The 12,764-nt window shown below is 54.8% G+C and carries 10 protein-coding genes; 9 read left to right on the top strand and 1 reads right to left on the bottom strand.

Annotated features, from left to right (window positions below; all coding sequences use genetic code 11):
* Positions 1-33 precede the first annotated feature (33 nt).
* From atpG to ASF84_RS21745, 8 genes are all read left to right on the top strand, one after another.
* Positions 34-894, top strand: coding sequence for a F0F1 ATP synthase subunit gamma (gene atpG / locus ASF84_RS21775; RefSeq protein WP_056840951.1), 861 nt, complete (start codon positions 34-36; stop codon positions 892-894).
* A 27-nt stretch (positions 895-921) separates the two neighbouring features.
* Positions 922-2,298 carry a F0F1 ATP synthase subunit beta gene (gene atpD, locus ASF84_RS21770; protein WP_056840950.1) on the top strand — a complete coding sequence of 459 codons (1,377 nt, stop codon included), beginning with the start codon at positions 922-924 and terminating at the stop codon, positions 2,296-2,298.
* A 44-nt stretch (positions 2,299-2,342) separates the two neighbouring features.
* Positions 2,343-2,768 (top strand): F0F1 ATP synthase subunit epsilon, encoded by a 426-nt coding sequence (locus tag ASF84_RS21765; protein ID WP_056840949.1) that lies wholly within the window; start codon positions 2,343-2,345, stop codon positions 2,766-2,768.
* Positions 2,769-2,879: 111 nt separating this feature from the next.
* Positions 2,880-4,247, top strand: a complete 1,368-nt coding sequence (gene glmU, locus ASF84_RS21760; RefSeq protein WP_056840948.1) for a bifunctional UDP-N-acetylglucosamine diphosphorylase/glucosamine-1-phosphate N-acetyltransferase GlmU — start codon at positions 2,880-2,882, stop codon at positions 4,245-4,247.
* A gap of 175 nt (positions 4,248-4,422) precedes the next feature.
* The gene (locus ASF84_RS21755) at positions 4,423-5,196 is read left to right on the top strand and encodes a DeoR/GlpR family DNA-binding transcription regulator (protein WP_056840947.1); all 774 of its coding nucleotides are present in this window, start codon (positions 4,423-4,425) and stop codon (positions 5,194-5,196) included.
* 4 nt (positions 5,197-5,200) lie between these two features.
* Positions 5,201-7,036, top strand: a complete 1,836-nt coding sequence (gene glmS / locus ASF84_RS21750) for a glutamine--fructose-6-phosphate transaminase (isomerizing) (protein ID WP_056840946.1) — start codon at positions 5,201-5,203, stop codon at positions 7,034-7,036.
* Positions 7,037-7,507: 471 nt separating this feature from the next.
* On the top strand, positions 7,508-8,188 hold the full coding sequence (locus tag ASF84_RS29260) for a hypothetical protein (RefSeq protein ID WP_156684341.1): 681 nt from the start codon (positions 7,508-7,510) through the stop codon (positions 8,186-8,188).
* Positions 8,189-8,506: 318 nt separating this feature from the next.
* A complete protein-coding gene (locus tag ASF84_RS21745) occupies positions 8,507-9,052 on the top strand; it encodes an HAD domain-containing protein (protein ID WP_156684339.1) in 546 nt (181 codons plus the stop codon).
* 477 nt (positions 9,053-9,529) lie between these two features.
* Here ASF84_RS21745 and ASF84_RS30320 read toward each other — a convergent pair whose 3' ends face one another.
* Positions 9,530-11,134 (bottom strand): TnsD family Tn7-like transposition protein, encoded by a 1,605-nt coding sequence (locus ASF84_RS30320; protein WP_082481767.1) that lies wholly within the window; start codon positions 11,132-11,134, stop codon positions 9,530-9,532.
* A gap of 636 nt (positions 11,135-11,770) precedes the next feature.
* Between ASF84_RS30320 and ASF84_RS21735 the strand changes: the two genes are divergently transcribed.
* Positions 11,771-12,733, top strand: a complete 963-nt coding sequence (locus ASF84_RS21735) for a hypothetical protein (RefSeq protein WP_056840945.1) — start codon at positions 11,771-11,773, stop codon at positions 12,731-12,733.
* Positions 12,734-12,764 lie beyond the last annotated feature (31 nt).

Below are 12,764 nucleotides of genomic sequence, written 5' to 3'. Positions count from 1 at the left end.
AATGCCCCCGCTTGCTAACCTGATAGGTGATACATGGCAGGCGCAAAAGAGATTCGCAGTAAGATTGCGAGCATCAAAAGCACGCAAAAAATTACCAGCGCCATGGAAAAAGTGGCGGTCAGCAAGATGCGCAAGGCTCAACTGCGCATGGCTGCTAGCCGTCCTTACGCGGAGCGTATCCGCCAGGTGATCGGTCATCTGGCCAACGCCAACCCGGAATACCGCCACCCCTTCATGATCGAACGCCCTGTAAAGCGCGCCGGTTATGTGGTCGTGAGCAGTGACCGTGGTCTGTGCGGTGGCTTGAACACCAACCTGTTCAAGGCGCTGGTCAAGGACATGAACGAGACTCGCGGACAGGGCGTCGAAATCGACCTGTGCGTGATCGGCAGCAAGGGCGCGGCGTTTTTCCGCAGCTTCGGCGGCAACGTCGTGGCAGCAGTCAGCCACCTGGGCGAAGAGCCATCGATCAATGATCTGATCGGCAGCGTCAAGGTCATGCTCGATGCCTACCTGGACGGTCGTATCGATCGCCTGTCGGTTGTCTCGAACAAGTTCATCAACACCATGACGCAACAGCCGACGGTCGAGCAACTGGTACCGTTGGTGGCAACCCCGGATCAAGGCCTCAAGCATCACTGGGACTACCTCTACGAACCCGACGCCAAGGAGCTGCTCGACGGCTTGATGGTTCGCTACGTGGAATCGCAGGTCTACCAGGCGGTGGTCGAGAACAATGCGGCCGAACAGGCTGCCCGGATGATCGCCATGAAAAACGCCACAGACAACGCCGGTGACCTGATCAGCGACCTCCAGCTGATCTACAACAAGGCGCGTCAGGCTGCGATCACCCAGGAGATCTCGGAAATCGTCGGCGGCGCTGCCGCGGTTTAACGGTTCACATATTCAGAGGATCCAGCTATGAGTAGCGGACGTATCGTTCAAATCATCGGCGCCGTCATCGACGTGGAATTCCCACGTGACGCGGTACCGAGTGTCTACAACGCGCTGAAAGTACAAGGCGCGGAAACCACCCTGGAAGTCCAGCAGCAGCTGGGCGACGGCGTGGTGCGTACCATTGCGATGGGCTCCACCGAAGGCCTCAAGCGCGGTCTGGATGTTGTCGACAGTGGCGCTGCCATTGCTGTCCCGGTCGGTAAAGCGACCCTGGGCCGCATCATGGACGTCCTGGGCAACCCGATCGACGAAGCCGGTCCAATCGGCGAAGAAGAGCGTTGGGGCATTCACCGCGCCGCGCCTTCGTTCGCAGAGCAGGCAGGCGGCAACGACCTGCTGGAAACCGGCATCAAGGTTATCGACCTGGTGTGCCCGTTTGCCAAGGGCGGTAAAGTCGGTCTGTTCGGTGGTGCCGGTGTCGGCAAGACCGTAAACATGATGGAACTGATCCGTAACATCGCCATCGAGCACAGCGGTTATTCCGTGTTCGCCGGTGTGGGCGAGCGTACCCGTGAGGGTAACGACTTCTACCACGAGATGAAGGACTCCAACGTTCTCGACAAGGTAGCCCTGGTCTACGGTCAGATGAACGAGCCACCGGGAAACCGTCTGCGCGTAGCGCTGACCGGTCTGACCATGGCCGAGAAGTTCCGTGACGAAGGTAACGACGTTCTGCTGTTCGTCGACAACATCTATCGTTACACCCTGGCCGGTACCGAAGTATCCGCACTGCTGGGCCGTATGCCTTCGGCAGTAGGTTACCAGCCGACCCTGGCTGAAGAGATGGGCGTGCTGCAGGAGCGTATTACCTCCACCAAGCACGGCTCGATCACTTCGATCCAGGCTGTCTACGTACCTGCGGACGACCTGACCGACCCGTCGCCGGCGACCACCTTCGCCCACCTGGACGCCACCGTCGTACTGTCCCGTGACATCGCCTCCCTGGGTATCTACCCGGCGGTCGATCCACTGGACTCGACTTCGCGCCAGCTGGACCCGAACGTGATCGGCAACGAGCACTACGAAACCGCTCGCGGTGTTCAGTACGTGCTGCAGCGCTACAAAGAGCTGAAGGACATCATTGCGATCCTGGGTATGGACGAACTGTCCGAAACCGACAAGCAACTGGTATCCCGCGCTCGCAAGATCCAGCGTTTCCTGTCCCAGCCGTTCTTCGTGGCTGAAGTCTTCACCGGTTCTCCAGGCAAATACGTTTCCCTGAAAGACACCATTGCTGGCTTCAAAGGCATCCTCAACGGTGACTACGACCACCTGCCAGAACAAGCGTTCTACATGGTCGGCGGCATCGAAGAAGCGATCGAGAAAGCCAAGAAACTGTAATCCCGGTGCCCCGCAAGGGGCGCCAATCAGGTTGAGGCAAGCACATGGCTATAACAGTCCATTGCGATATCGTCAGCGCGGAAGGAGAAATCTTTTCCGGTCTGGTCGAGATGGTAGTTGCGCACGGCAACCTGGGTGATCTTGGTATCGCCCCGGGCCACGCGCCACTGATCACCAATCTCAAGCCAGGTCCGATCACGCTGACCAAGCAGGGCGGTGACCGCGAGGTGTTCTACATCTCCGGTGGTTTCCTCGAAGTGCAGCCGAACATGGTCAAGGTGCTTGCCGATACCGTGCAACGTGCTGCCGACCTGGACGAGGCTTCCGCACAGGATTCCGTCAAGGCTGCCGAGAAGGCCCTGAACGAAAAAGGCGCGGATTTCGACTATAGCGCCGCGGCTGCACGCCTGGCCGAAGCGACAGCCCAGCTGCGCACCGTCCAGCAGATTCGCAAGAAATACGGCGGTTGATCCCGCCGCGTTCCATGCGCGATTGAGTAAAAGGGTAGCCTCGGCTACCCTTTTTCTTTTTCTGCGGTTCCTGTTTCTGCGGCTCCCGCACCGCCCAGTGGATAATCCTTCATGTCTCTCGATATCGTCATTCTTGCAGCAGGCCAGGGCACGCGGATGCGTTCGGCCCTGCCCAAGGTGCTGCACCCGGTGGCCGGCAACTCGATGCTCGGTCACGTTATCCACAGCGCCCGCCAACTGGCGCCGCAAGGCATTCATGTGGTCATCGGCCACGGTGCCGATGCCGTGCGTGAGCAACTGGCGGCCGACGATCTCAATTTCGTCCTGCAGGACAAGCAACTGGGCACCGGCCACGCGGTGGCCCAGGCCTTGCCGGTGCTGAGCGCCGAGACCGTATTGATCCTGTACGGCGATGTACCCCTGATCGAAGTCGACACCCTGCAGCGCCTGCTCACGCGCGTAACCCCCGAGCAACTGGGCCTGCTGACCGTCACCCTCGACGACCCCACCGGCTATGGCCGCATCGTGCGTGACGCGCAGGGCCAGGTCAGTGCCATCGTCGAGCACAAGGACGCCAGCGACGCGCAGAAAGCCATCAAGGAAGGCAACACTGGCATTCTCGCCGTACCCGGCAAGCGCCTGGCCGACTGGCTGGGGCGGCTGTCGAACAACAATGCCCAGGGCGAGTACTACCTGACCGATGTAATCGCCATGGCTGCCAACGACGGCCTGGTCATCGCCACCGAGCAGCCGCACGATCCAATGGAAGTGCAGGGCGCCAATGACCGGCGCCAGCTGGCCGAACTGGAGCGTCACTACCAGCAGCGCGAAGCCCGTCGCCTGATGGCCGCCGGCGTGACCCTGCGCGACCCGGCACGCTTCGATGTGCGCGGTGATGTCAGCGTCGGCCGCGACGTGATGATCGACATCAACGTGATTCTCGAAGGCCGTGTGGTGATCGAGGACAACGTGGTCATCGGCCCCAACTGCGTGATCAAGGACAGCACCCTGCGCAAGGGCGTGATCATCAAGGCCAACAGCCACCTCGACGGTGCGGTATTGGGCGAGGGCAGCGATGCCGGTCCCTTTGCCCGTCTGCGTCCCGGCAGCGAGCTGGGTGCGCGCGCCCATGTGGGTAACTTTGTCGAGCTCAAGAACGCTCGTTTGGGTGAGGACGCCAAGGCCGGCCACCTGACCTACCTGGGCGATGCCGAAATCGGTGCACGCACCAATATCGGCGCCGGCACCATCACCTGCAATTACGATGGCGCCAACAAATTCAGGACCACCATGGGCGAAGACGTCTTTATCGGTTCCAATAACTCGTTGGTGGCGCCTGTGGATATCGCCTCCGGCGCTACCACGGCTGCGGGTTCGACCATCACCCAAAATGTGCCCGTCGAACAACTGGGCGTGGCCCGCGCACGGCAGCGCAATATCGAAGGCTGGAAGCGTCCGGTCAAGGTTCCAAAGGCCTGAAGTTATCCACAATGCCCGGCTGTATAACTCTGCTGCCGCCAAGCTGTAGAGTTATACAGTGATTCTTGAGTTATCCCGCCCGTTTATCCCCTTCAGGTTATTCACAGGCTTGACGCCTGCTCATGAATAGGTTTTGATTGCGTCCTTATCTTTCGAATCGAAACTTAACTAAAAAATGTCGAAACGTAATACACCCCAGCGTCGCCACAATATCCTCAGCCTGCTCAATGAATTGGGCGAGGTGACCGTGGACGACCTGGCCCGCCGTTTCGAAACATCCGAGGTTACGATTCGAAAGGACCTGGCCGCGCTGGAAGGCAATGGCTTGTTGCTGCGCCGCTATGGCGGGGCTGTCACAGTGCCCCAGGAGCTGATTGTCGAGCACAACCAGCCGGCCTCGACTTATAAACAGGCCATCGCCCGCGCCGCTGCCCAGCGCCTCCGTGAGCATGCCCGCATCATCGTCGACAGCGGCAGCACCACGGCGGCGCTGATCCCGGAACTGGGCAACAAGCCCGGCCTGGTGGTCATGACCAACTCACTGAACGTCGCCCGTGCCCTGAACGAACTGGAGCCTGAACCGGTGCTGCTGATGACCGGCGGTACCTGGGACCCGCATTCGGAATCCTTCCAGGGCCAGGTCGCCGAACTGGTGCTGCGCTCCTATGACTTCGACCAGTTGTTCATCGGTGCCGACGGTATCGACCTGCAACGCGGCACCACCACCTTCAACGAGCTGCTGGGCCTGAGCCGGGTCATGGCCGAGGTCGCACGCGAAGTGGTGGTGATGGTCGAAGCCGACAAGGTCGGTCGCAGAATCCCCAATCTGGAACTGCCCTGGAGCAGTATCCACACCCTCATTACCGATGAACGCCTGCCCACCGAGGCACGCGAACAGATCAAAGCCCGCGGCATCACATTGATTTGTGCCGCTGCCAGCCAGGAGTAGAACCATGTGTGGAATCGTTGGCGCCGTTGCTGAGCGCAACATTACAGCCATCCTGATCGAAGGCCTCAAGCGTCTGGAGTACCGCGGCTACGACAGCGCGGGTGTGGCCATCTTCAACAATGAAGGTCGTCTTGAACGTCGCCGCCGCCTGGGCAAGGTCAGCGAGTTGGAAAAGGCGCTGGCCGGTGAGCCGCTGACCGGCCGCCTGGGCATTGCCCACACCCGCTGGGCCACCCACGGTGCCCCGAGCGAGCGCAACGCTCACCCGCATTTTTCCGGCACTGATCTGGCGGTGGTGCACAACGGCATCATCGAAAACCACGAAGCCTTGCGCGTGCAGCTCAAGGCGCTGGGGTATGTGTTCGAGTCCGACACCGACACCGAGACCATCGTCCACCTGCTCGACCACAAGCTCAAGGACACTCCCGACCTGGCCGTGGCCCTGAAAGCGGCGGTCAAGGAGCTGCATGGCGCCTATGGCCTGGCCGTGATCAGCGCCAGCCAGCCTGATCGCCTGCTCGCCGCCCGCAGTGGCAGCCCGCTGGTGATCGGCCTGGGCCTGGGGGAAAACTTCCTGGCCTCCGACCAGTTGGCGCTGCGCCAGGTCACCGACCGTTTCGTGTACCTCGAAGAAGGCGACATCGCCGAGATCCGCCGTGACAGCGTGCAGATCTGGACCGTCGACGGCCAGCCGGTGGTGCGCGAAGTCATGCAGGTGCGCGAAAGCGCCGAAGCGGCCGACAAGGGCGCCTACCGGCACTTCATGCTCAAGGAAATCCACGAGCAGCCCAAGGTCGTGCAGCGCACCCTGGAAGGCCGCCTGGGCCAGCAACAGGTGCTGGTGCATGCCTTTGGTCCCGAGGCCGCCGAGTTGTTCGCCAAGGTGCGCAACGTGCAGATCGTCGCCTGTGGCACCAGCTACCACGCCGGCATGGTCGCCCGTTACTGGCTCGAAGGCCTGGCCGGCATTCCGTGCCAGGTCGAAGTCGCCAGCGAATTCCGCTACCGCAAGGTGGTGGTGCAACCCGACACCCTGTTCGTGTCCATCTCCCAGTCCGGCGAAACCGCCGACACCCTGGCCGCGCTGCGCAACGCCAAGCAACTGGGTTTCCTGGCCAGCCTTGCCATCTGCAACGTCGGCACCAGCTCGCTGGTGCGTGAGTCGGACCTGACCCTGCTGACCCAGGCCGGCCCGGAAATCGGCGTGGCCTCCACCAAGGCCTTCACCACCCAACTGGTGGCCCTGCTGCTGCTGACCCTGTCGCTGGGCCAGGTCAAGGGCACCCTGGAAGAGGGCGTCGAAGCCGGTCTGGTCGAAGAACTGCGCCGCCTGCCGGTGCGCCTGGGCGAAGCCCTGGCCATGGACACCGTGGTCGAGAAGGTCGCCGAACTGTTCGCCGAGAAGCACCACACCCTGTTCCTGGGCCGTGGCGCGCAATTCCCGGTGGCAATGGAAGGCGCCCTGAAGCTCAAGGAAATCTCCTACATCCACGCCGAAGCCTACCCGGCCGGCGAACTCAAGCACGGCCCGCTGGCGCTGGTCGATGCCGACATGCCGGTGGTCACCGTCGCGCCCAACAACGAACTGCTGGAAAAGCTCAAATCCAACCTCCAGGAAGTGCGCGCCCGTGGCGGCGAACTGATCGTCTTCGCTGACGAAAAAGCCGATCTGCACAACGGCGAAGGCACCCACGTCATCTCGATGCCGCACATCAGCGACACCCTGGCACCGATTCTTTACACCCTGCCACTGCAACTGCTGTCGTACTACGTGGCGGTGCTCAAGGGCACGGATGTGGACCAGCCACGGAATCTGGCGAAGTCGGTGACGGTGGAGTGAGGAGGGGATTTTCTAAATCCAGTGATCTTTGACAATTAAAACTGTCGCAAAACAATAAAAACTGTCGCAGAGGGTCGGGAGGTCGCGGTACCTGACCCCCTGCTCGTCCTGAGCAGATGTCTAAGCTTTTTCAACGGCTCGTAAAATCGTATCCAGACCGATTTCCCAAAGGGTTCGATTTCTCACCTCGTACGCTTCATACGCCTATGGCATCGATATTTATCAGTTTTAATATTTACTGAGAATACAAAAAATATTATGTACCTAAATATCCAAAAAGATGAACTGTTGGATTCGTTCGTATATAGAAATCAGATTTTCTTCTCCAATAAAGAGCAGTTGGGGCAAAGATTACAGCCTCCACACAATCTTCATTGGTCGACAAGGACTCTGAGAAGAGCCGCTACACTTATCGGGTGGCCAGGTAGGTATGGGTTTAACAAGATTCTGCATAATCATACGGTTTATCCAATGACAGGCAGATTTAATGATGAGTTGTCAGACAGTTATTCTGGTGACCTTTATATCAATAATAGTACTAATGTCAGTAGTTTGGTCGTTGGAAAAGGGAGAACAATTTGCTTAGCGTGCGTGAAAGACCAAAAGGATAGCTTCGGTTTTTCATTTTGGCGCCGCAGCTTACAGTCACCTGCAACGGTTTGTCCAACTCACAACCTGGTACTGTTAAAGGAATGCCAAGCTTGCAAAAGAGCTTTTTCTCTGAATCGTTATAAAAGTGATGTGTTGTGGGAAGGCTGTGTTTGTGGCACTAAAATTGAAAATATGAGGTTAACGGAAAATAGTTGTTTAGCTGAAGCCAAGTGGTCTATGATTGTCCATGATTTTTTTAATTGTGAGTATTTTATCTCCTTTAAGTCCGCTTACAAGGTTTTTGATATTCGATTAGGCACGCCAGGTTGGTCGACAATAGTTATTAGAGATGCAAGTCCACAGTGGAGTTCTAATGGAGAGGTTAGAAAAATTTTTCTGATGGAAAAAGACTGGATTAATTTGCACTCTAGCAGTAAAGACTCAAAGCTTATAGTTCTCGGACTTATTGATGCTCTTTTTGGCGATTTTAATGAATTCCTGACAGAGCTGAAATTGATTGATCGTTATTTTGTTTCAATTTATTTAAGCTGGTGCGTATAAAAAGACGAAAGTGTTTAGGGGTAAGAAAATAGATTTTTATTTGATAGTAACTTAGCTATTCATAATCAATATTAAGTTGGCATCAGAAAGTCAGGTGAGCATGCGATCTGCGCGCAGGTCTTATGCTGCGACCCCAAGGCCCATATGGAACCCGACATGGATTGCCAGCTTACTTCTCGGCACCCATTTATATCCTCCAGCTGAAATGCTCTGGCTAGTCGTTCCTGGCGACCTAGCCGTATTACAGCGGTACTCTTGACCACTCCATGGTGCATTGCCCAAAAAGATGACTGATAGCATGAAAGTAAGCTAATCTTCATGAGCATTGTGTTGCATACACAGGAAAAATTTATGATGGCAGCCCGAAATGCTCATGTGATATTTCTGGATTACGATGGCGTACTTCATCCAGACGCGGTCTATCTATCCAAGCAAGGTCCAAGCCTCAAAGCGGATGGTGAGCTATTCATGTGGGCTCCCGCTCTAGTCCAGCTATTGGAAGAATTTCCTTCGGTTTCGCTGGTTCTCAGTACTAGCTGGGTCCGCCATCTAGGTTTCAAGAAAGCCCTCGGTTACCTTCCTCAATCGATGCGTAATAAAGTGATAGGTGCTACCTGGCATAGCTCAATGAGTCGGGAGTGGCCTGATGAGCAGACTTGGGATGGCCGGACCCGTTATACACAGATCTGCCGATATGCATCCAGAGCCCATCTCCAGCATTGGCTCGCCATCGATGATGACGCTTCCGGTTGGCCACCTGAGGCAGGAAAGTACCTAATCCATTGTGTTGCAGATCAGGGATTAGGTCATGAGTCTACGCTCAGCTCTTTGCGTCGCGGTCTTGAGGAGCTTGTAGCCCAATGACCTTCACCCGAGGAAGCGCTTCCGAAGTCTGCCCTGCGTCCTCGTGATCAGGCCAAGACCATCGTTGAGATGCTTGCCATCTGTCTTTGTGAGCAAAATTTTAGCTTATCGCTCCTGTTTCAGATAAGCCAAATTTTGAAAGAAAAAATCTTTGCATAAATACAGTTCGTAGCGCTCGCTATATGTTTGGCACCATAACTCCAGTGGGCCTTTCGAGTGGCGAATTGATGCGAGTCGTTATCCAATCGAGTGGAGCAACGGCATATGTCACATACGACGTCCCTGATGCTCTCAACTTCAATTATTCCGGTTATTTTCATAACTTATTCCTATCGATATTTTTCAAAATTTATTTTCGGTGCACGATCATCCAAGATGAAGCATGTGCTCGATAGGTGAAATGCAATGGAGTTAAAAAGTCGTATAACAATGTACTGCATTGCTCGTCCTGCGCGGACGTAATCTTCTACCTTGAGGTCAGATTTTAATTCTGCGAGAAGGCCGCTGGATAATTGATTTAACATATGCCCTAGTACATGGGTAGTGGCTCCGGTTTTCCAAGCTGCTTGCAAGGCTAGGAACAAGCGAGAAAAGCTGCGATTTTGTTAAGAGAATACTTTGGTACGTCCCATAGGCGGCTGCCAGCCGCTCCCGCACCAATCTTTCCAAGCGTTCATCTCTAGCATTCCACTCTAGATCGGGGCTTATCCGGGAGCGTACTGCTTTTGGCATTTCTTTCGTCTGGGCACACAGCCAATTTTTGTCATTGCGATATAGCCATGCATAAGTGGACGGAGAACAGGATCGTAGTTCTTTGACGCTTTTTTTAGGAAACGTTGACCTCAACTCACACCACTTACCTCGTTGAATGCTCAACTGCTGGTGCTGCTGAGCCTGCTTCCAAGCGGCTAGTACTACAGGTTCGGATCGAAGAATTTTGTTCACTGTAGAGATCGTCAAACCAAATTCAGTGCAAACCATCTGCTTTGCTATTCCGTCCGATAGCCGTTCAGTCAGTTGCTTGCGTAGATGGGGTTTAAGCCTTTTGGGTCTGCGTGTATTGACAATGGCAGGGCGGGCAGGCTCGGCCGCCCCAAAGCTGATAGAAACCATAGTTTCCAATAGGGAATCAGGGCTTTGTACACTCGATGCGATAGTCGAGTAGCACTCACTGAAAACGTCAAAATCGCCAAAAATCCAGGTAATTATCAAAAGATGTTTGAGCGGGTGGTAGTAGCGCCGAGGAGTACGTGTCATTTGATAAATGAATCTTTTTGCATCCTTTTCACAACCGGGAAGACCCTCAAATGGATGGAAATACCGAAGTGGTTCTACATGCTCTAGAAAAGAGTCGACAGTGTCTAAATGCCGACGGTAGGTGAGGCTGACTGTCAATGGATCAAACGTAGTGCTCAGTCCTACAGAAGCTAAATCAAGTATGGCTTTAGCCAACGATAAGAGCTTTACGTATTGAGGAGCTTGGGGAGCTTCCAAAACCGCGTTGGCGAAGGCGTCCTTGCTTGGCACCGTCCATGTGAAACGGCTATGCCACCGTCGATTCTGGGTACATTCAAGCAAGAGGGTGCCGTGGATTGGGCACAAAAGTACACCTGGGTATTGATGGGAGAGACGCCAGTAAGGAGCCCCGCTTAGACGTAGATCTGACTCCAGACACTGGACACATCCTTTAAGAGGATGCTCTGCACCAAACCCACCGGTTACCAGGCCAAGACGGTACTTTAGCGATCCCACGTTGTTACCCTTTAACGTAGAAATTGCGGATCTAATCGCCTCGGCCGATTGAAACGGAGCAAAGAGTGGGAAAATCGTGTGCTGCGCCAGTATTGAGTCTGCACTCCCCCAGCATCCTTGGCTGTGTTTCTCAAATGCATCCAGGCCACACGGTAGGTCGTGCTTTATAGATTTGTGCGACAGGCCAAACAGCTGAGCGGATGTGGCACACGGCGCTATGTTCCCTGAGAGGACATGCTGCCGACTACATAAGCTGAAAAGGGTCTCGTCTGGTAACCAACACACTTTTGGTACTTTTTGTGTAGACGAAGGGGGGCCAAGGTATTTCATCAATGCATCGCTAATGTTCAATCAGGCAATAGGGGACGATAGCCTAACGTAGCCTAGTGCTTCTAACGATTACGAATAAAAAAGAGAAATGATATTGTTATACAGAATTAAAACTGTGGATAAGTTGTATTTTTATCCACATTTTATGATCTTTTTCAAGGAATTATAGTTGTCCACAATATAATTTACCTTATAGGGTAAAGTTATTTCCGAACATGATTTCTGATCACTTAGTTGTAAATCTGTAATTTATGGCGGTAACATGCTCCGCTCAAATTAGGCATATCCGCAGCCGGCGTGTTTGGTTTTTGCCGGATGTGATAGAAAACTGAAATCCCGCTTCAGGTGCAAACGAGGAGAGAAAAATGAAATCCGGCTAGGTTATCCAGGAGCCAGATAGACAAAGGCCCGAGCTGTAACTCGGGCCTTTGTGGAGGTACCAGAACTAACGGCCCTGATACCCCCATTCTCTATCCCCATGTGCAGGGCGTCAAGCCCTGCACGGCTCCGTTCATCCCGAAAAAACTCGCTCTGTGCATAACGATGTGCAGTTGCGCCTTCGTGATTTGAACCCTGTACGGCATCGTGCGCAGCTGCGGCTACCGAATGCCGTACCCAGAGCAGTGGGGTACAGGTATGACACCGCAACAAAAATATTTCCTGATCATGGAGCGTCAAGGTTTCTTCACGTGGGGGGATGTCTATACCCCCTCTACGCTGGCTGTGCCGCGTGAGGCTCCAAAAGGTTCACGTATCAGCCGCTTAAACAGCAGGAAGTTGGGTCGGACCCTTCATGTGCTTTCGACACCTGAGCGAGTTTTCACCCAACTCGCCCTCCATCATCCTGCACTGCTCGATCTCCATGAGCAGAAAATGCTGTGGCCTGTTACTGCCTGCAATCCGTTGTACGGACATCCCCTAACAAGGGAGGCCTTTCCTGCCCCGATGCCAGGCACGCTTGAGATCGCTGAGGCGATTGGATTTAAACATTATGAAATTGTGCTCTCTCTCCCAGATGGACACAGGGAAAGAACGGCATTTCCCTATCAAGGCGATCTGTTGCTGTACCTGGTGAGGACTGACGGAACACCGTATGCAATCAACTGGACTGTAAAGGACGAAGGATTGTCTTTCGGGGAGCGGCGCAGGTCGCAGGCTAAAACTCCAGTTCAGCAGCGTATTGATAGGGAGCATGCTGTGCTAAGGGCTCGCCTTGAGACGCAATATTACGCAGGCGCTGGTATACAGACGGTACAGGTGTCTATGGATATGCTTGAGCCAACGGTGATAGCAAATCTAGACCTGTTGTTCCCTATGCATGGCCTCCCGTCGACTCTAGACGCCGGCGTCTTAGATGAATTCAGTATTGAGGTTCAGAAAGCCGTTCTGTCTGGCGAGCCGACTGCTCAGCTTGCTATTCGCTATGGCCGTAGATGGGGATCTCTCAACCAATTTATTGCGAGAATCTATCAAGATATTTGGGAGAGAAAGTTACCCGTCAGCTTATTTCACCCAATACTTATTGATCACCCCTTAGTCGTGGGCAAAACCGATTTGCTCTTGGAGTTGCGCTCGCTATTTGGAGGTGCTGCGTTATGAGAACGGGCTCCCCTGTAAAGGCCAAAGAGGG

Origin of the sequence: Pseudomonas sp. Leaf127, assembly GCF_001423155.1 — a bacterium.
In the GTDB taxonomy this organism is placed as follows: Bacteria; Pseudomonadota; Gammaproteobacteria; order Pseudomonadales; family Pseudomonadaceae; genus Aquipseudomonas; species Aquipseudomonas ovata.
Note: the sequence above shows the minus strand (reverse complement) of the source record. Positions and strands in the feature narration are given on the sequence as shown.